The following is an 18,750-nucleotide window of genomic DNA, read 5'->3' as shown; positions in this document are numbered from 1 at the left end:
CGGCCAGGGTAGCCGCTTTCCCGGCGGTCACGAGTGGGCGGCGGGTTCCGGAGCCGCCGCGGGGGTCGTCCGGCCCTCGGCGCGTCGGGCGCGGTGCCGGGCCAGTGGCAGGGCGAGCAGGGAGATCAGCAGGAACAGGCCCAGGGCGATGAGCACGATCGTCGCGCCGGGCGGCACGTCCACGTAGTACGAGGTGACCGTCCCGGAGACGGAGACCAGCACGCCGATGACGACGGACAGCGCGAGGGTCATCGCGAACCCGCGCGTCGCCTGCTGCGCGGCCACCACCGGGATCACCATCAGGGCGCTCACCAGCAGCAGCCCGACGACGCGCATCGCGACGGTGACGGTGGCCGCGGCGGTGACGGCGAGCAGCAGGTTCAGCGAGCGGACCGGCAGGCCGGTGACGCGGGCGAACTCCTCGTCCTGGCAGACGGCGAACAGGCGGCGGCGCAGACCGAGGCAGATCAGCAGGACGAACGCCGAGAGGAACGCGATCGCCGTGATGTCGTCGGGCGAGACGGTGGTGACCGACCCCCAGAGGTACGAGGTCAGGTTCGCCGTCGAGCCGCCGGGCGCCAGATTGATGATCATGACGCCGCCGGCCATCCCGCCGTAGAACAGCATGGCGAGCGCGACATCCCCGCGTGCGCGCCCTGAGGAGCGCAGCAGTTCCATGGCGACCGCGCCCAGCGCGGAGACCGCGACGGCCATCCACACGGGGCTGGTGTTCAGCAGGAATCCGAGCGCGACGCCGGTCAGCGCCACGTGGCCGATGCCGTCGCCCATCAGGGCCTGCCTGCGCTGCACCAGGTAGATGCCCACGGCCGGGGCGGCGACGCCGATCAGCAGCGCGGCCAGCAGGGCGCGCTGCATGAAGGGGTAGTCGAGGAGTTCCAGCATCACAGGATTCCGGTCTGGAGCGTGGGCCGCGCGGACGGCTCGGGGTCGGTGGGCGGGTGGCAGGCCGTCTGCGTCTCGGGCAGCCGCCCTGGGTGCTCCACGGTGCGCTGCACGCGGCCGTCGGCGAGCACCACGGCGCGGTCGATCAGCGGCTGGAGCGGGCCGAGCTCGTGCAGCACGAGCAGCACGGTGACGCCGCGCTCCAGCTGGGCCCGCAGCGTTCGTGCGAGCACCTGCTGGCTGTCCAGGTCGACGCCGGCCAGCGGCTCGTCCATGATCAGGACGTCCGGCTCGCCGGCCAGCGCGCGGGCGATCAGCACCCGCTGGTGCTGCCCGCCGGAGAGGGCGTCCACCGAGTCCGAGGCCCGGTCGGCCAGCCCGACCAGGCCGATCGCCCGGTCGACGGCGGCCCGGTCGGCCCGGCCGAGGGGGCGCAGGCGGCGCCGGCCCAGGCGCCCCGCGGTCACGACCTCGCGGATCGTCGCCGGCACGCCGCCGGCCGCCGTGGAGCGCTGCGGCACGTACCCGACGCGGGCCCAGTCGCGGAACCGGCGGACCGGGGAGCCGAACAGGGCGGCCTCACCGCCCGTGACCGGGACCTGGCCCACCGCCGCGCGGACGGCGGTCGACTTGCCGGAGCCGTTGGCACCGAGCAGGGCGACCGCCTCGCCCGTGCGCACGGTCAGGTCGATACCGCGCAGCACCGGGCGCCCGCCCAGCTCGGCGGTCACCTTGGCCAGCGATATGACGGTCTCCATGCGGTCACCGCTTCCGTGGTCGGTCAGGACGCGCCCAGCGCCTCGCGCAGGGCATCGAGGTTCGCGCGCATCACTTCGAGGTAGTCAGCGCCCGGGGACTCCTCCGTAATTCCCTCGACGGGGTCGAGAACGGCCGTCTCAAGGCCGAGGTCGTTCGCGAGGGTACGCGCCGTCTCGTCGCTGATGAGGGTCTCGAAGAACACGGTGCTGACGTTGTCGGCCTCGGCGATGTCCTGCAACTCGCGCATCCTGGCGCCGCTCGGCTCCGACTCCGGGTCGAGACCGGTGATCGACTCCTCGTGCAGGCCGTAGCGGTCGGCCAGGTACCCGAACGCGGCGTGCGTGGTGATGAACGTGTCGGTCTCCGTCGTGGCCAGCCCCTCGGCGAACTCCTCGTCCAGTGCGGCCAGCTCGGCGGTCAGGTCCGCGGTGTTGCGCTCGTAGTCCGCGGCGTGGTCGGGGTCGGCCTCGGCCAGCGCGGCGCCCACGCCCTCGGCGACCTCGGCGTACCTCACGGGATCGAGCCAGATGTGCGGGTCGAGGCCGCCGTGGTCGTGGTCGTGACCGTGCTCCTCTTCGCTGTGCTCGTGGTCGTGCTCGTGGCCGTGGCCCTCGTCGCCGTGGTCGTGGCCGTGGTCCTCTTCGCCGTGCTCGTGCTCGTCGTGGGCGTGCTCCTCCTCGCCCCCGCCGCTCTCCGCCAGGGTGGTGAGCGACGTGGCCTCGACGACGTGCTCGGCCCCCGACTGCTCGACGGCCTCGTCCACGGCGGGCTGGAGTCCGGCCAGGTAGACGACGAGGTCGGCCTCGCTCAGCCGCGCGGTCTGCTGCGCGCCGATGTCCAGGTCGTGCGGGTCCGTGCCCGGCTCGGTCAGCGTGCTGACCTCGACGTGCTCCCCGCCGATCCGCTCGGCCAGGAACTCCATCGGGTAGAACGACGCCACCACGTCGAGCCCGTCGCCCCCGCCCGCGTCGCCCGCCCCGTCGTCCGAGCCGCAACCGGTGACGGCGAACAGGCCCAGCGCGGTGACGCCCGCGGCCAGAGCGGTGGCGGATATTCGAGAGCGGGAACCTGATCGGCTTCTTGCGGTCATGACAGCCATTTTCATATCAAATGGAAACGATTGTCAAATGTGTCAACCGTGGCGTGATCGGCGCCTCCTACCGGGGGATAGCGAGGGGTGGCCGGGCTTGCCCTCGTCGATTTGCTGCGGCCCCCTCGTGCGCCGGTAACCTGAGGCAATCCCATGTCGTCCTTCGTCCTGAAGAGAGCACCGTGGCCGCCGACAAGATCGACACCATCGTCAGCCTCAGCAAGCGCCGTGGCTTCGTCTACCCCAGCAGTGAGATCTACGGGGGGCAGCGCGCCGCCTGGGACTACGGACCGCTGGGTGTCGAACTGAAGGAGAACATCAAGCGCCAGTGGTGGCGAGCCATGGTCACCTCGCGCGACGACGTGGTCGGGCTCGACTCGTCGGTCATCCTGGCCACCGAGGTCTGGGAGGCGTCGGGGCACGTCGCCACGTTCACGGACCCCCTGACCGAGTGCACCTCGTGCCACAAGCGGTTCCGCGCGGACCACCTGGAGGAGGCGTACGAGGCGAAGCACGGCCACCCCCCGGCCGGCGGCCTGGCCGAGATCAACTGCCCGAACTGCGGGAACAAGGGTTCCTTCACCGAGCCGAAGCAGTTCTCCGGACTGCTGGCCACGCACCTGGGGCCGACCCAGGACACCGGTTCGGTCGCCTACCTGCGTCCCGAGACGGCTCAGGGCATTTTCACCAATTTCGCCGCCGTGCAGCAGACCTCGCGCCGCAAGCCGCCCTTCGGTATCGCGCAGATGGGCAAGTCCTTCCGTAACGAGATCACTCCGGGCAACTTCATCTTCCGCACCCGCGAGTTCGAGCAGATGGAGATGGAGTTCTTCGTCAAGCCGGGCGAGGACGAGCAGTGGCACGGCTACTGGATGGAGCAGCGCTGGAACTGGTACCGCGACCTCGGCCTGTCCGAGGAGAACGTCCGCTGGTTCGAGCACCCGAAGGAGAAGCTCTCCCACTACTCGAAGCGCACCGTCGACATCGAGTACCGCTTCAACTTCGCGGGCTCGGAGTGGGGCGAGCTGGAGGGCATCGCCAACCGCACGGACTACGACCTCGGCGCCCACTCGAAGGGCTCGGGCCAGGACCTGAGCTACTTCGACCAGGAGGCCGGCGAGCGCTGGATCCCCTACGTCATCGAGCCGGCGGCCGGCGTGGGCCGCACCATGCTGGCCTTCATGCTGGACGCCTACCGTGAGGACGAGGCGCCCAACGCGAAGGGCAAGATGGAGCGGCGCGTCGTGCTGGGGCTCGACCCCCGGCTCGCCCCGGTGAAGGTCGGCGTGCTGCCGCTCTCGCGCAACCCGCAGCTCTCGCCGAAGGCCAGGGACCTGGCGACCGCACTGCGCCGCAACTGGAACATCGAGTTCGACGACGCGGGCGCCATCGGCCGCCGTTACCGCCGGCAGGACGAGATCGGCACGCCCTTCTGCGTGACGGTCGACTTCGACACGCTGGAGGACAACGCGGTGACCGTGCGCGAGCGCGACTCGATGAAGCAGGAGCGGGTCTCCCTCGACCAGATCGAGTCCTACCTGGCCGCCCGCCTCGTCGGCTGCTGACCTCGCGTCCTTCCGGCCCCGCCTCCGGCGGGGCCGGAAGACAGGCGCCGCGGGCAGGACGGCAGGGCCGCCCGGAGCCGGTGGTCAGCCGGTCAGACCGCGCAGGACCAGATCGCGCACCGCGGCGAACTCCGCCTCGGCTTCCTCATGCGCCCACTCGGTGGCGTACGCCGGGTCGTGGAACCGCGCCGTGGCCTGGAACACGGCGCGGGCCGCGGTGGGGGATGCGGTGGGGGAGCCGCTGAAGGCACCCTCGCCCCGGCCGTCCTCGATGATCCGGGCCAGCTGCTGCTCCAGCTCGGTGATGTGCTCGTGCACGATGCCGCTGTGCTCTCCGGCGAGCACCGAGTACGTGGCGAACAACTCGGGGTCGTCGCCCGCCTTGCGCCGCTTGGCGGCGAACAGGCCCGTCAGCCAGGCGGCCAGCCGGTCCACCGCCGGGCCCGGACCGGCGGCCAGCGCCTCCAGTTCCGAGGTGGTCCGGTCCAGCCAGCGCTTGGTGACTGCCTCTCGCAGCGCCGACTTGGTCCTGAAGTGCCGGTATACCGTGCCGTGGCTGACGCCCAGGACCCGGGCCACGTCCACGACGGTGGCCTTGGCCGGACCGTAACGGCGCAACACCTCCTCGGTGGCTTCGAGGATGCGCTCGGCAGTCAGCACGTCACTCACGGGGCTCCTATATCTCGCTGTCCAAGTGCGCCATTTGGCGTGCCGGGTAGCGCTCCCCGGCCGCCGAGCCGGCCGGCACGGCGCGTTCGATCGCCGCCAGGTCGTCGGCGTCGAGCGTAACGTCAAGCGCGCCGAGCGACTCCGCCAGCCGCTCCCTCGTGCGCGCCCCGATCAGCGGCACGATGTCCTGCCCCTGGGCCAGCACCCACGCGATGGCCGTCTGGGCCACCGTCGCCCCCTTGGCGTCGGCCACCGTGCGCAGAGCGTCCACCAGGCGCAGGTTGTGCTGGAGATTCTCCCCGGCGAAGCGGGGGCTCACGCTGCGGAAGTCGTCGGCGCCGAGCACCCGGCCGTCCGTCCAGTGGCCGCTGATCAGCCCGCGCGAGAGCACGCCGTAGGCGGTGACACCGATGCCCAGCTCCCGCACCGTGGGCAGGATCTCGGCCTCGATGCCCCGGGAGATCAGCGAGTACTCGATCTGGAGATCCGCGATGGGCGCGGTGGCCGCGGCCCTGCGGACGGTCCGCGCGCCGACCTCGGAGAGGCCGATGTACCGCACATGGCCCGCTTCGACCAGCTCCGCGATGGCACCCACCGTCTCCTCGACGGGCACGTCGGGGTCGAGCCGCGCGATCCGGTAGACGTCGATGTGGTCGAGGCCGAGACGCTGGAGCGAGTAGGCCACGAAGTTCTTCACGGCCGCGGGGCGGCCGTCATACCCGGTGAACGCCCCCTCGACCGTGCGGAGAGCGCCGAACTTCACGCTGGTCATGGCCCGCTCGCGGGCGGCCGGGGGAGCGGTGCGCAGGGCTTCGCCGATCAGCGTCTCGTTGTGCCCCATGCCGTAGAAGTCGCCCGTGTCCAGCAGCGTCACACCGGCGTCGAGCGCGGCGTGGATCGTCGCGATGGACTCGGTGCGGTCGGCCGCGCCGTACAGCGCGGACATGCCCATGCAGCCCAGGCCGAGAGCCGAGACGGCCGGGCCCGAGGAGCCGAGAGAGGTGGACGGGACGACCGGAGTGGCGGGGGAGTGCTGTGCATTTCGCATGTCGTCAGACTGCCACGCGTGCTGACAGAAATCAATATCTGTCAGCTTCATGGTTGTCACTCGTCCGAGTGTGATGCCAGGCCGGCCGCCCACCGACCGTCCCGGAGGGGGGAGAATGGAGGCATGACCCAGCCCGTACCACCGCTCCAGATCGGCCCGCACACCGTGGACCCGCCCGTGGTGCTCGCCCCCATGGCGGGCATCACCAACGCGCCGTTCCGCACGCTGTGCCGGGAGTTCAGCGGCGGACGGGGGCTGTTCGTCAGCGAGATGATCACCAGCAGGGCCCTGGTCGAGCGCAACGAGAAGACGATGCGGCTGGTCCACTTCGACGCCTCGGAGAAGCCGCGTTCGATCCAGCTGTACGGCGTCGACCCGGAGACCGTCGGGCGAGCCGTCCGCATGATCGCCGAGGAGGACCTGGCCGACCACGTCGACCTCAACTTCGGGTGCCCCGTGCCGAAGGTGACCCGGCGCGGCGGCGGCTCGGCGCTGCCCTACAAGCGTCCGCTGCTGCGCGCCATCCTCAGGGCCGCGGTCGACGGCGCGGGCGGGCTGCCGGTGACGATGAAGATGCGCAAGGGCATCGACGAGGACCACCTGACGTACCTGGACGCCGGGCGCATCGCCGTCGACGAGGGGGTCACGGCCATCGCCCTGCACGGCCGTACCGCGGCGCAGCACTACGGCGGCGAGGCCGACTGGAGCGCCATCGCACGGCTGAAGGAGGCCGTGCCCGACATACCCGTGCTGGGCAACGGCGACATCTGGTCGGCCGACGACGCGGTGCGGATGATGCGCGAGACCGGCTGCGACGGCGTCGTGGTCGGCCGTGGCTGCCTCGGCAGGCCCTGGCTGTTCGGGGACCTGGTGGCCGCGTTCGACGGCCGCGGGCCCGCCGGGTACGCGCGGCCCTCGCTGCGTGAGGTCGCCGACGTGATGGTGCGGCACGCGCGGCTGCTCGGCGACTGGCTGGAGGACGAGTCGCGCGGCGTGATCGACTTCCGCAAGCACGTCGCCTGGTACACCAAGGGCTTCTCGATAGGTTCCGAGTCCCGCCGGCGCCTGGCCGTGGCGGCGTCGCTCGACGAGCTGGCCTCGCTGCTCGGTGAGCTGGACCTCGACCAGCCCTGGCCGGTCGGCGCGGACGGCCCGCGCGGGCGCACGTCGGGCCGCAACCGCGTGGTGCTGCCCGATGGCTGGCTGGCCGACCCGTGGGACACCACCGCGCTCGGTTGCGAGGCCGAGCAGGACACGTCGGGCGGCTGATAGCCCCTCCGCCCGGCGCGCCGGGCGGACCCGTGGCGCGAGGGCACCGGATGTCGTCGTCCGCCGCGGGCGGCCGAGCCGGGGCGGCCCCGTGGGCGCCGGCGGCGGGCGGGCTCGGCGGCCGGCCCGGCCCCGGCCCCATGCCGGTGGGGAGGGGACGGGGGCCGCCGCCGCGGGGCTCACGGGCCGGGCGCCACCGCGCCCGGTGGGTTCAGGGCTGTCGGCTGACCGCCGTGAGCAGGGCGAACGGGGACGCCGCCGACCACGCCTGCGGCCAGTGCGCGTCCGGGTGCGGTACCGGCTCCGGGTGTTCGTCGCGTGCGTAGCCCGCGATCACCTCGGGCATGCGGGACTCCGACCGCGCGGCCAGGTCGAGCAGGCCGCGGACCAGCCGGGCCGCCTCCTCGTGCAGCCCGTAGCGGGCCAGCCCGAGCGCGGCGATCGCGCTGTCGTGCGGCCAGACGCTGCCGCGGTGGTAGGAGAGCGGGTGGTACGCCTCCTGTCCGGCGGCCAGGGTCCGCACGCCCCACCCGGAGAAGAACTCGGGACCGAGCAGGCGGCGCCCGACGATCTCGGCGTGCCGCTGGTCGAGGATGCCCGTCCACAGCAGGTGGCCCGCGTCCGAGCCCAGCGCGTCCGCCCTGCGGCCCGTGGCGTCCAGGGCCAGCGCCGGGAAGTCCTGCTCGGGGAGCCAGAAGTCGGCGAGGAATCGCCGCTGGAGCGCGGTGGCGGCATCGTCGAGGCGCCCGGCGTAGGCGGTGTCGCCCCAGACGGTGCGCGCCAGGCCCGCCGTACGGCGCAGCGCGTCGTACGCGTACCCCTGGGCCGCCGCGCCGCGGATCACGCCGCGGACCGGTGTGCCGTCGGCGTGGCAGATCGCGCCCGTGGAGTCCTTCCAGCTCTGATTGGCCAGGCCCCCCTGGTCGGCCTGGTAGAGCAGGTAGCCGTGGTCGGCGAGGCCGCCGTACTGGAACATCCACTCCACCGCGGCCCGCGCGTGCCGTTCGAGACGGTGGGCCAGCTTGTCGTCCCCGGTCGCCTCCGCGTGGGCGCCGAGCAGCATCAGGAACAGCGGAGTGCTGTCCACCGAGCCGAAGTACCGGCCGTAGGGGACCTGTTGGAAGTACGCCAGTTCGCCGTGGCGCACCTCGTGCACGATCTTGCCCGGCTGGGCCAGCCGGTCCGCGTCCTCGCCCGTGGCCTGTGCGGCGGCCAGGGCCAGGAGGGTCGCGGCGGCCGGCCCCGGCCGTTCCGGCAGGGTGAAGAGCGACGTGACCGCCGCGTGCCGGCCGAGCAGGGTGAGGTACCACGGCGCGCCCGCGGCCGGTACCCGCAGCGCCTCGCCGTCGGGCCCGGTCGCGGCCACGCGCAGCCCGGCGAGGTCGGCCAGGCCACGGGCGCAGGCATCCGCGAGCAGGGGCCAGCCGGCGGGGACGTCGAGCGCCTCGGCCGCGGCCGGCGGGAACACGTCCTCGGCCTCGGCGGCCGGTTCCGGAACGCCGTGCGGATGGGCCTCGACCCGCAGCAGCAGCTCGGCCGAGCCGTGCGGCGGCAACTGGAGCCGCCAGCACAGCCGCCGGGCACCGCTGCCGGTCTCCTCCACCGCGTCGGGCTCCGGCCGGGCCGACACCACGGTGCGGGAGTGCCACGCGCTGCGGCGGTAGCCGAACTCGACGCCGTCGGGGCGGACGGTTCGGGTGCGGACCGCGTGCGGTTTCTCGTACCAGCGGTGATCGCCGCGCAACTCGAACTGGTCGGCGAAGTCCGCGTCGGCGGTCAGGGCGATCAGCGCGGTGCCCGGCGTGCCGCTGTTGCTGGTGACGCGGATGCGTTCGGTGAGGGCGCCGCCCGCGATCCGCTGCTCGCGGAAGACGGTGAGCGCGGGCGCTTCCACGCGGCTCGCGGGCGGGGTCAGGACGGCGGTGGCCTCGGCGCCTTTGGATGTGGCGGGCGCCAGCACGGTGGGCGTCGAGCCGTCGACCGTGAGCTGCCAGCGGCTGAGGTGTCGCGCGTCGCGCGCGAAGAGGCCGTGCGGGAGCCGGCCGCGCTCGCCGGTGATGTCCCCTGAGGGACCGACGGCGGCGAAGGTGCCGTCGTGGACGAGCAGGCACTGGCTGGTGAGAATCACCGAGCTTCCTCCGCGAGCAGGTCGAGGGCGAGGGCCGCGGTCCAGCTGAAATCCCGGGTGCCGCGCGCCTCGCCCGTGAACGGGTCGACGTACTCGGCGAAACCGGAGGCCACCGCGGCCTTGAGGGCGGTGGTGCGAATGGCGTCGGCCCCGTCGAGCGCGCCGTGCCGGCGCAGGCCGCGTTCGAGGAGCCAGTTGACGTTGAACCAGGCGGGGCCGCGCCAGTACCGCGCGGGGTCGAAGGCGTGGCCGGTCAGGTCGTAGCTCGGCACGAGGCGCGTGGCGCCGCCGAGCCCGAAGTGCGCGCCGCGCAGCGTGCGCACCAGGGTGGCGGCGATGTCTTCGGGCAGTCCGGGAACGATCAGGGGCAGCAGCCCGGCGGCGCTGCGCTCCCTGACCTGGGTGCCGGCGATCACGTCCTGGCACAGGAAGAGCCCCTCCTCGGGGCTCCACAGCCGCTTCAGCAGCGCGGTGGTCAGCTCCTCCGCGCGTACCTGGTGGTCGGACGGGTCGGCACCGATGGCGGCGGCGATGTCGCCGAGCGCGTGCTCCGAGGCGATCAGCAGCGCGTTGACCCCCGGGTCCTCCACCGCGAACGGGTGCCCCGCGTCGTCCGCGTAGCCGTGCTCCCGGTACCGCTCGGCCAGCCGCACGTAGCGGCCGTAGTCGAGGTCGGTGGGCCGGTCGGCCGGGCAGCCGTGGTCGAGGTCGGCGCGTTGGAACGAGCCGGCGGCGGCGGGCTCGATGCGGGCCAGTGGCGGGTCCCAGCAGGGACTGTTGTCCATGCCCGACTCCCACGGGTGCACGATGGAGGCCAGGCCGCGTCCGCCCAGGTCCCTGCGCTCGGTGAGGTACCGCTGCCAGGCGAGGAGCCGCGGGTAGAGGCGGTGTAGGAAGCCGGCCCGCCCGGACGCCTCGGGGTCGGCCGTGTGCACCAGCCAGGCGGCCGGCGCGTGGATCGGCGGCTGCACGATGCCCGAGGTCTCGATGTGTCCCGGCGCCCCGGACTTGTCGCCCGCGGTGGACGAGCGCCAGAAGTCGGGGCTGGGGAAGTAGGCGGTGAGCGGGACCTCCGGGTTGAACACGATGTGCGGGATGCGGCCGTCGGCCCACTGCGCGGCGAGCAGCGTCTCCAGCTCGCGCTGCGCGCGGGCGGGGGAGAGGTGGCGCAGGCCGATCGCGACGAACCCGGAGTCCCAGCTCCACTGATGCGGGTAGAGCGTCCTTGAGGGGACCGTGGACGAGCCCGTCCAGTTGCCCGACAGAACGCGGCGCGCGCCGTTGTATACGAGGGAGGGGAGACTGGCGGGCTGGTCAGCGCGTTCCACGTGGGCTCCGAAGAGGTTGGTTCCGCCGCCGGCATGCGGCTGCACCGTTTGTTTTGTCGAAGGTACCGCAGAGTTACGTCTACTTAACACGCAAAAGTACCGCTGTAATATCTACTTCACAAGCTGAAGGGCGCAGGAAAACGGATTCGACGGCCCGGAAGGCAGCCATGAACCAGGCGAGCGCGGGACACCTGTTGCGGCTGATACGCAGCGGGCAGGCCACGACGCGAGGGGAACTCCAGCGGGTCACCGGACTGTCCAGGTCGACGGTGGGCCACCGCCTCGACCAGTTGTTCCGGGCGGGTTGGCTCCGGGAGACGGCCGGCGATCCGGTGGACGCGCCGACCGGCGGACGCCCTTCCCTGCGGCTGGAGTTCGACGCCTCGCACGCGGTGGTGCTGTGCGCGGACCTGGAAACGCGCCACGCCCGCGTCGCCGTCCTCGACCTGGGCGGCACGACCCTCGCCGAGCACTCCGGCGCGTTGCTGATCAACCAGGGGCCCGACGAGGTGCTCGACCGGCTGGCGCAGTGGTTCGCGCTGCTGCTGGAGAAGACGGGCCTGGGGGCCGACGCCGTCTGCGGGATCGGGCTGTCGGTGCCGGGACCCGTGGACCGCGCCTCGGGCCGGGTGCTCCAGCCGCCGCTGATGCCGGGGTGGGACCGCTACCCGGTGCCGGAGCGCATGCGGCAGGCGTTCGCCGCCCATGTGAGCGAAAGCGGCGCGGACCGGATGCCGGTCCTCGTCGAGAACGACGCCAACCTCATGGCCTACGCCGAGCAGCGCCGCGGCTTCCCCGACTGCGCGGCGTTCCTGCTGATCAAGGTGTCCACGGGGATAGGGGCCGGGGTCGTGGTCGACGGGGAGATGTACCGGGGGATCGACGGCGCCGCGGGGGACATAGGGCATATAAGGCTCAGCGATCACCCGTACGCCCTGTGCCGCTGCGGCTCCTACGGCTGCCTGGCCGCCGTGGCCAGCGGCCGGGCGCTGGCCGAGCAGCTGACGGCGGCCGGGGTGCCGACCGCGTCGGGTTCCGGCGTCAGGGACCAGCTCGCGATCGGCCAGCCGGACGCGGTGCGCCTGGCGCGTGAGGCCGGGCGGCTGGTGGGCGGTGTGCTGGCCACGGTGGTCACGCTGCTCAATCCGGGCGTGCTGATGATCGCGGGGGACCTGACCGGGCCGCCGTTCCTGACCGGCGTGCGCGAACTGCTCTACCAGCGGGCCATGCCGCGCACCACGGCCTACCTCCAGGTGGTCACATCCCGGCTGGGGGACCGCGCGGGGCTCGCGGGCGCCGCGGCCATGGTCGTGGAGTCGCTGTACGCGCCGGAGCACGCGGATCGCAGGCTCGCGGACACGGCCGCGTCCTGACGCGGCGCGCTTCACGCCGCGGTCGCGCGGGCCGTGCGCTCCGGCGCATGGCGCCCGCCGGGCGCGCACTCAACGTACGCAGGGCCCGACTTGGGGCGTCGTGCTGCTTATGCCCGCGTGATGCCCGCCACGAATGATGACGCGAATGCTCAGATGAGCGTCTGGCGGGGTAATCTCCCGCTGTCAGGGCAGCCGTTCACGAGGAGTCGAGTCCCGTGCCGGATACGCATGTTCCATCCCTCATCACCTCCCCGCCCCGCGCCCCCGCCGTCCAGGACCCGCCGGCGAAGTTCGTGTACGACTTCACCGAGGGGCACCGCGGGCTCAGCGGCCTGCTGGGCGGCAAGGGCGCCAATCTCGCCGAGATGACCAGGCTCGGCCTGCCCGTCCCTCCGGGCTTCACGATCACCACCGCGGCCTGCCGGGAGTACCTGCGCACCGGCACGCCCCCGCCCGCCCTGCGCGACGAGGTGAGTGCGCACCTCGACGCGCTGGAACGGCGGACCGGCAGGCGCCTGGGCCGGGGCGCCGACCCGCTGCTGGTCTCGGTGCGCTCGGGCGCCGAGCGTTCCATGCCGGGCATGATGGACACCGTCCTCAACATCGGCCTCTCCGACACCTCGGTGCGCTCCCTCGCCGCGCAGACCGGGGACGAGCGGTTCGCGTGGGACTCCTACCGCAGACTGGTCCAGATGTTCGGGGAAACGGTGCTCGGCATCGAGGGCGACGCGTTCGCCGACCGCCTCGCCGACGCCGTCGCGCTGGCCGGCGCGGCCGACGAGACCGGCCTGGCGGCGGACCAACTGGAACGGCTCACCCGCGCGTTCCAGGACCTCGTGCGCGAACGCACCGGCCGGCCCTTCCCGCAGGACCCGCGCGAACAGCTCGACCTCGCCGTCCGGGCGGTGTTCGACTCCTGGAACGGCCCGCGGGCGCGGCTCTACCGCCGCCAGGAACGCATCCCGCACCACCTGGGCACCGCCGTCAGCGTGTGCGCGATGGTCTTCGGCAACCTCGGCCAGGACTCGGGCACCGGCGTGGCGTTCACCCGCGACCCGGCCACGGGCCGGCAGGGCGTCTACGGCGACTACCTGCGCAACGCCCAGGGCGAGGACGTGGTGGCGGGCATCCGCAACACCGTGCCGCTGGCCGCGCTCGAACGCCTCGACCCCGCCTCGTACGCCGAACTCCTGCGGCTGATGGAGGTGTTGGAGAACCACTACCTGGACCTGTGCGACATCGAGTTCACCATCGAGCGCGGTCGCCTGTGGATGCTCCAGACCCGCGTCGGCAAACGCACCGCGGCGGCGGCGTTCCGCATCGCGGTGCAACTCGTCGACCAGGGGCTGATCGACGAGGCCGAGGCGTTGCGCCGGGTGTCGGGCGGGCAGTTGGCGCACCTGATGTTCCCCAGGTTCGACTCCGGCGCGGCGCCCGCGCCGCTGGCCCGGGGCGTGGCGGCCTCGCCGGGCGCGGCGGTGGGCGCCGCCGTGTTCGACCCGGCGCGCGCGGTCGCACGCGCCGCGCGCGGGGAGCGCGTCATCCTCGTGCGGCGCGAGACCACCCCGGACGACCTCGACGGCATGATCGCCGCCGACGGCATCCTCACCGCGCGCGGCGGCAAGACCTCGCACGCCGCCGTCGTCGCCCGGGGCATGGGCAGGACCTGCGTGTGCGGCGCCGAGGAACTGCGCGTTGACCACGCGGCCCGCACCGCGACCACCGCCGACGGAACGGTCGTCCGCGAGGGCGACGTGCTCTCCGTCGACGGGACGACGGGCCGCGTCTACCGGGGCGAGGTGCCGGTCGTTCCCTCGGCGGTCGTCGAGTACTTCGAGGGCACGGCCCCGCCGGACGCCGACGACCTCGTGGCCGCCGTGCACCGCGTGATGGGCTGGGCCGACGCCGCCCGCCGCCTGGGCGTGCGGGCCAACGCCGACACCGCCGCGGACGCCGCGCGCGCCCGGCGCTTCGGCGCCCGCGGCATCGGCCTGTGCCGCACCGAGCACATGTTCCTCGGCGAACGGCGCGCGTTGGTGGAACGCCTGATCCTCGCCGAGGACGACCAGGGCGCGCAGTGCGCGCTCGCGGCGCTGCTGCCGCTGCAACGCGCCGATTTCCGCGAGCTGTTCAGCGCCATGGACGGCCTGCCCGTGACCGTGCGGCTGCTCGACCCGCCGCTGCACGAGTTCCTGCCCGACCTCACAGATCTCTCGGTGCGCGTCGCGCTCGAACACCGGGACGAGGACGTCCGGCTGCTGGCCGCCGTGCGGCGCCTGCACGAGCAGAACCCGATGCTCGGCCTGCGCGGCGTGCGGCTCGGGCTGGTGGTGCCCGGGCTGTTCGCGATGCAGGTGCGGGCCGTCGCCGAGGCGGCGGCGGAGTGCCGCGCGGCGGGCGGCGACCCGCGGCCGGAGATCATGATTCCGCTGGTGGGCACCGTGCAGGAACTCGAAATCGTCAGGGAGGAGGCCGAGGAGGTCATCGCCGCGGCGGCCGAGGCGCACGGGACGCGGCTGGACATCCCGCTCGGCACGATGATCGAACTGCCGCGCGCCGCGCTGACCGCCGGGCAGATCGCGGAGCACGCCGACTTCTTCTCCTTCGGCACCAACGATCTCACCCAGACCGTCTGGGGCTTCTCCCGCGACGACGTCGAGGCGAGCTTCTTCGCCGCCTACCTGGAGAGAGGAATCTTCGGGGTCTCGCCCTTCGAGACCATCGACACCGACGGAGTCGGCTCGCTGGTCAGGGCCGCCGCGCTCGCCGGGCGCGCGGCCCGGCCGGGGCTGAAACTCGGCGTGTGCGGCGAACATGGCGGGGACCCGGACTCCGTACGTTTCTTCCACGAGGTGGGTCTGGACTACGTGTCCTGCTCACCGTTCCGCATCCCCGTCGCCCGGCTCGAAGCCGGCCGGGCGGCAACGGCGGCACCCTAGGGGTCCGCCCTCGGCGGGGCGTCCGGCACGCGCCGGACCTTCCCCGCCGAGGGCGGACCCCGCCGCCGGGGCGGCACGCGGGCCCCTCCCTCAGGGCCCGCCGCCCCACCGTGGGGATGCACCGGGGGCGGCGCCTGTGCGGAGGCGCCGCCCCCCGACTCCCGGCCCGCGGGGCCGGGCCCGCGCGACCGGTGCCCGGGCTTTCTGGTACACATCGCTGAGCGGACCGGGCATGCACGAAGGGGGGCGCGATGCCGAAGCGCACGGGAAGCGGCGGCGGGTGCCTCGCGGCGCTGGGCGTGCTGCTGTGCTGGGGGCTGGGCTTCGCCCTCGTGCCGGGCGGGTTGACCGTGGCCGGTATCGGCGTCCACGACTACTACGCGCACGACCGGCCGATCCGGTGCGGCGACGAGGACATGCCCAACGACGACCGGTACTACTGCCTGAACGGCGGCGGCAGCTTCGACAACATGGTGGAGAACCGGCGCGAGGAGCTGAGGCGGGCGCCCTACCTCATCGGGTTCGGCGCTGCCGGCGCGGTCGCCGGGGCGGTGGCGTTCGCCGCCGGGACCCGGGCCTACCGGCGGCGCTTCCCCGACGGCCGTGCCTTCCGTTCCTCCGACGCGTACCCGTGAGTGCGGCGGACAACTGCACGACACTTACCTGTGAGGAGCGGCATGCGTGTGGGGATCACCGGGCATCGAGGGTTGTCCGACGGCGTGGCGGTTCTGGTCCGTTCGGCTCTGGGCGCCGAACTCGCGCGGTACGACGCCGGAACGCTGGTGGGTGTCTCGTGCGTCGCCGATGGCCCCGACGCGTGGTTCGCGCGTGCCGTGCTCGAACGCGGGGGCCGGATCGAGGTGGTCGTTCCGGCGGACGCCTATCGCGCCGGGTTGCCGGAGTGGCACCTGGGCGAGTACGACGCGCTGCTGTCGGCCGCCGTCCGTGTGCACCCCACGGGGTTGGCCGTCTCCGACGCGGAGGCGCACATGGCCGGGAGTCAGGTCCTGGTGGGCCTGGTCGACCGGCTGCTCGCCGTGTGGGACGGGCAGCCGGCGCGGGGGTACGGGGGCACCGCCGACGTGGTGGAGCACGCCCGGCGCACGGGCGTTCCGGTGGACGTGCTGTGGCCCGAGGGGGCCAGCCGGGACTGACGGCGGGGTCAGGCACCGGGTTCACCGTCTCGGGCGGGCCAGTCGGGGGTCGACGCGGCAGGGGCACGCTCCGTGGCCCCGGCCTACTGGGTGTCGAGTGCCGCGGCGACGAGGCGTTGTTCCTTGGTGAGCGGGCGCCGCCGGGCCCTTCGGGCCTCGCGCGCCACATCCGCCGCGAGGTGCTGGTGCCGCAGCCACTCCGGCGTCTCCCGGTGCAGCGCCGCGAGGACGCCGAACGCCTCGTCCGACTGACCGAGGCGGGCGTGCGCCTGGGCCACGTCCAGCAGGTGCCGCCGCCCGGAGCGAACGCCGCGTCGCGCGGCCACCGGCATGCGTTCCGCCAAGGCCAGCGCGCGGCGCGGGTGTTCGGCCACCATGTGGTTCTCGATCGCCTGGTAGGCCACCGTCCGCCAGTCGAACGACCCCCACGAGCCGTCGTCCCGCGCGGTCGCCCCGCCGAGCGCGGTACCGGCCGTGCGGGCCAGCCGCAGCATGTCCCGCGCCTCCTGCGGCCGGTTGTTCCGCGCGGCGGCGCTGCTCGCGTGCATCAGCAGCTTTCCCCACGCCCCCAGGTCGTCGCGCGTCGCGCGCGAGATGCGCGGCTCCGTCTCGTCCGCCGTGCGCACGCTGACGCGTTCGGCCTCGTCGAACCGGCCCTGGCGCAGCAGCAACCACCCCTGCTGGTAGACCGCCGCCGCCACGCCACCTCGGTCGCGGACCCCGGCGCAGTCGCGCACCGCGTCCGCCAGCGCGATGTGCGCCAGGTCGTAGGCGCGGACCTGCACCAGGTAGCGGCCGGCCATCTGAAGCACCCGCCCGCGCAGCCGCAGCGCCCGTTCATGGAGCGGCCCGTGGTCGTAGTGGCGCACGGCGATGTGTGCCGACCGGATCAGCGGCGGCAGCAGTTCGGCCACCGTGGCGTAGGTGTCGGCGTAGTAGGCGCGGGCGATTGTGCCGGCGGTGCGGTCGATCGCGGCGAGGTCGGGTGCCGTCTCGACGGCGTCCGCACCGAGCGGTCCTCCCGCCGTCACGGCCGGGGCGATCGCCTGCCGCAGCGGCATCAGCGACAGGTCGCGGCCCTCGTCCCGCGCCGGCGCGGGAGGTCCCGCGTCGAACAGGCGCGAGGTGCGCACGCCGAGCGCGCGGGCGAGGGCATGCAACGTCTCGATGCGCGCCGACCCGCCGTTCTCCACTTTCTTCACCACCCCGGGGGACAAGCCGGCTCGCTCGGCCAGCGCCTCCCTGGTCAGCCCGCGCGCGTGGCGCAGCGATCGCAGGTGGTCTCCGGGTGAGATCGCGTCGGACATGACGGGTCCCCGTCCTGTGCTGCGTGCTCGTCAGTCGCCAGCATAGGCCGGGCACGTGCCGGGCGGCGCCCGTCAGTTGTCGAACGCGGCCAGGATCGCCGCCTCCTTGCCGGGGGCGATGCCGTGCTCGGCCGCGCGCGGGTGAGCCACCGCTGTGCCGCCGCTGTGGAGCCACGCCCACGTGGCGGCGACCGTTTCCCCGATCGGACGGCAGCGCAGTCCGGCGTCCCGCGCGCGCGTGCCGTCCACCGCCCACACCCCGGCGGCGGTGCGCCACAGCGGCAGTTCCGTCCACTGGCGCACGCCGTGCTCGATCAGCACCTCGTCCGGCACCCAGCGCAGACGGCCGAGCCCGCCGGTGACGTCCAGGCAGGCGGTCAGCAGGTCGCCCATCGTTTCCCGGCCGGGCGCGACCACGTTGTAGGTCCCGCCGGTCCGGTCCGCCGCCCGGTCGAGCGCGAAGCTCGCCGCGTCGCTGACGTCGACCGGCTGAACGGTGCGGTCCGCCCGGCCCGGCGCCAGCACGGTGCCGCCGCGCCGGGTGCGGCGCAGCCACCACGGCAGTCGGCCGACGTACTCGCCCGGCCCCAGGATCACGCCCGGGCGCAGCAACACGGTCCGCGCCGCGCCGAACGTCTCGCGGACCGCGCGTTCCGAACCGGCCTTCTGCATGCCGTAGTGGGCCGCAGGTGACGCATCGCTTCCATATTGCTCGTCGGCGTCGGCCGGGGCGTCGAGCAGGGGAGACGATTCCGTGAGCGGTTCACGCGGCCAGCCCGCGTACGCGTTGACTGTCGAGACGTACACGTAGCGCCGTGCCACCGGTTCCAGCGCGCGCGCCGCCGTCAGGACGTGGCGCGGGGCGAAGTCGGCCGAACTGGTGTCGATCACGGCGTCCCATGTTCCGCTGTCGGCCAGTCGTGCCAGGTCTCGCGGCGAGGTGCGGTCCCCGTGCACGGCCTCGGCGCCCGCCGGGAGCGTTCCCGACCGGCCCCTGCTGAAGGTCCACACCGACCACCCCCGCTTGACGGCCTGCTCCGCCACCGCGCGACCGAGGAACCAGCTGCCGCCCATCACCAGAATCCGCATGCCGCGATCCTTCCCGCCCCGGCCGTGTGCCGGAACGCGCCCGGCGCCCGCCGGAACGCGTGAACGCCGTGTGGCCGGAACGGGGGGTGCCGGCGCGCGTTCCTGGCGTGTCGTGTGGCTGTGCCGGGT

15 protein-coding genes are annotated in these 18,750 nt (G+C 73.5%); 6 read left to right on the top strand and 9 right to left on the bottom strand.

Going from position 1 to position 18,750, the window contains the following annotated elements:
• Window positions 1–27: 27 nt before the first annotated feature.
• From LC193_RS07500 to LC193_RS07490, 3 genes are read right to left on the bottom strand one after another with little or no spacing between them, the layout of a single operon-like run.
• Window positions 28–903 carry a metal ABC transporter permease gene (locus tag LC193_RS07500; RefSeq protein ID WP_226072751.1) on the bottom strand — a complete coding sequence of 292 codons (876 nt, stop codon included), beginning with the start codon at window positions 901–903 and terminating at the stop codon, window positions 28–30.
• Window positions 903–1,661: a metal ABC transporter ATP-binding protein gene (locus LC193_RS07495; RefSeq protein WP_226072750.1), complete on the bottom strand. Its 759-nt coding sequence runs from the start codon at window positions 1,659–1,661 to the stop codon at window positions 903–905. Before LC193_RS07495 ends, LC193_RS07500 begins: the two co-directional genes overlap by 1 nt.
• 23 nt (window positions 1,662–1,684) lie before the next feature.
• Window positions 1,685–2,761, bottom strand: a complete 1,077-nt coding sequence (locus LC193_RS07490; RefSeq protein ID WP_226072749.1) for a metal ABC transporter substrate-binding protein — start codon at window positions 2,759–2,761, stop codon at window positions 1,685–1,687.
• A 173-nt stretch (window positions 2,762–2,934) separates the two neighbouring features.
• Here LC193_RS07490 and LC193_RS07485 point away from each other — a divergent pair, with 173 nt between their 5' ends.
• Entirely contained in the window at window positions 2,935–4,317 is a 1,383-nt protein-coding gene (locus LC193_RS07485) for a glycine--tRNA ligase (RefSeq protein ID WP_226072748.1), read from the top strand.
• A gap of 84 nt (window positions 4,318–4,401) precedes the next feature.
• Here LC193_RS07485 and LC193_RS07480 read toward each other — a convergent pair whose 3' ends face one another.
• Window positions 4,402–4,986 carry a TetR/AcrR family transcriptional regulator gene (locus LC193_RS07480; protein WP_226072746.1) on the bottom strand — a complete coding sequence of 195 codons (585 nt, stop codon included), beginning with the start codon at window positions 4,984–4,986 and terminating at the stop codon, window positions 4,402–4,404.
• A gap of 7 nt (window positions 4,987–4,993) precedes the next feature.
• Complete coding sequence (locus LC193_RS07475; protein ID WP_226072744.1) at window positions 4,994–6,034, bottom strand: aldo/keto reductase; 1,041 nt, start codon at window positions 6,032–6,034, stop codon at window positions 4,994–4,996.
• A 123-nt stretch (window positions 6,035–6,157) separates the two neighbouring features.
• Here LC193_RS07475 and dusB point away from each other — a divergent pair, with 123 nt between their 5' ends.
• Window positions 6,158–7,303, top strand: coding sequence for a tRNA dihydrouridine synthase DusB (dusB, locus tag LC193_RS07470; RefSeq protein WP_226072742.1), 1,146 nt, complete (start codon window positions 6,158–6,160; stop codon window positions 7,301–7,303).
• A 211-nt stretch (window positions 7,304–7,514) separates the two neighbouring features.
• Here the strand turns inward: dusB and LC193_RS07465 are convergent, their stop codons facing one another.
• Both LC193_RS07465 and LC193_RS07460 read right to left on the bottom strand, forming a co-directional pair.
• Window positions 7,515–9,431 carry an amylo-alpha-1,6-glucosidase gene (locus tag LC193_RS07465; RefSeq protein ID WP_226072740.1) on the bottom strand — a complete coding sequence of 639 codons (1,917 nt, stop codon included), beginning with the start codon at window positions 9,429–9,431 and terminating at the stop codon, window positions 7,515–7,517.
• Window positions 9,428–10,759 (bottom strand): MGH1-like glycoside hydrolase domain-containing protein, encoded by a 1,332-nt coding sequence (locus LC193_RS07460; RefSeq protein WP_226072738.1) that lies wholly within the window; start codon window positions 10,757–10,759, stop codon window positions 9,428–9,430. Before LC193_RS07460 ends, LC193_RS07465 begins: the two co-directional genes overlap by 4 nt.
• 167 nt (window positions 10,760–10,926) lie before the next feature.
• On the opposite strand from LC193_RS07460, the gene LC193_RS07455 reads away from it, so the two are divergent.
• The 4 genes from LC193_RS07455 (at window position 10,927) to LC193_RS07440 (ending at window position 16,225) form a co-directional block, all read left to right on the top strand.
• A complete protein-coding gene (locus LC193_RS07455) occupies window positions 10,927–12,132 on the top strand; it encodes an ROK family transcriptional regulator (protein WP_226072736.1) in 1,206 nt (401 codons plus the stop codon).
• A 242-nt stretch (window positions 12,133–12,374) separates the two neighbouring features.
• On the top strand, window positions 12,375–15,071 hold the full coding sequence (ppdK, locus tag LC193_RS07450) for a pyruvate, phosphate dikinase (RefSeq protein WP_226078510.1): 2,697 nt from the start codon (window positions 12,375–12,377) through the stop codon (window positions 15,069–15,071).
• Between the two features lie 251 nt (window positions 15,072–15,322).
• Window positions 15,323–15,706, top strand: coding sequence for a hypothetical protein (locus tag LC193_RS07445; RefSeq protein ID WP_226072734.1), 384 nt, complete (start codon window positions 15,323–15,325; stop codon window positions 15,704–15,706).
• Between the two features lie 42 nt (window positions 15,707–15,748).
• Window positions 15,749–16,225: a hypothetical protein gene (locus LC193_RS07440; RefSeq protein WP_226072732.1), complete on the top strand. Its 477-nt coding sequence runs from the start codon at window positions 15,749–15,751 to the stop codon at window positions 16,223–16,225.
• Between the two features lie 83 nt (window positions 16,226–16,308).
• Here LC193_RS07440 and LC193_RS07435 read toward each other — a convergent pair whose 3' ends face one another.
• Window positions 16,309–17,532 (bottom strand): helix-turn-helix domain-containing protein, encoded by a 1,224-nt coding sequence (locus LC193_RS07435; RefSeq protein ID WP_226072730.1) that lies wholly within the window; start codon window positions 17,530–17,532, stop codon window positions 16,309–16,311.
• Window positions 17,533–17,604: 72 nt separating this feature from the next.
• Window positions 17,605–18,621, bottom strand: a complete 1,017-nt coding sequence (locus LC193_RS07430) for an NAD-dependent epimerase/dehydratase family protein (protein WP_226072728.1) — start codon at window positions 18,619–18,621, stop codon at window positions 17,605–17,607.
• Between the last annotated feature and the right edge of the window lie 129 nt (window positions 18,622–18,750).

It is taken from the genome of Streptomyces marincola (genome assembly GCF_020410765.1).
In the GTDB taxonomy this organism is placed as follows: domain Bacteria; phylum Actinomycetota; class Actinomycetes; order Streptomycetales; family Streptomycetaceae; genus Streptomyces; species Streptomyces marincola.
The sequence above is the reverse complement of the archived record's forward strand: the minus strand, read 5'-3'. Positions and strand labels throughout refer to the sequence as shown.

Coding starts and splice junctions, on each gene's coding strand:
- LC193_RS07430 (WP_226072728.1), bottom strand. CDS start 18,621: ATGCGGATTCTGGTGATGGGCGGCAGCTGGTTCCTCGGTCGCGCGGTG.
- LC193_RS07495 (WP_226072750.1), bottom strand. CDS start 1,661: ATGGAGACCGTCATATCGCTGGCCAAGGTGACCGCCGAGCTGGGCGGG.
- LC193_RS07445 (WP_226072734.1), top strand. CDS start 15,323: ATGCCGAAGCGCACGGGAAGCGGCGGCGGGTGCCTCGCGGCGCTGGGC.
- LC193_RS07490 (WP_226072749.1), bottom strand. CDS start 2,761: ATGGCTGTCATGACCGCAAGAAGCCGATCAGGTTCCCGCTCTCGAATA.
- LC193_RS07435 (WP_226072730.1), bottom strand. CDS start 17,532: ATGTCCGACGCGATCTCACCCGGAGACCACCTGCGATCGCTGCGCCAC.
- LC193_RS07455 (WP_226072736.1), top strand. CDS start 10,927: ATGAACCAGGCGAGCGCGGGACACCTGTTGCGGCTGATACGCAGCGGG.
- LC193_RS07440 (WP_226072732.1), top strand. CDS start 15,749: ATGCGTGTGGGGATCACCGGGCATCGAGGGTTGTCCGACGGCGTGGCG.
- LC193_RS07475 (WP_226072744.1), bottom strand. CDS start 6,034: ATGCGAAATGCACAGCACTCCCCCGCCACTCCGGTCGTCCCGTCCACC.
- dusB (WP_226072742.1), top strand. CDS start 6,158: ATGACCCAGCCCGTACCACCGCTCCAGATCGGCCCGCACACCGTGGAC.
- LC193_RS07500 (WP_226072751.1), bottom strand. CDS start 903: ATGCTGGAACTCCTCGACTACCCCTTCATGCAGCGCGCCCTGCTGGCC.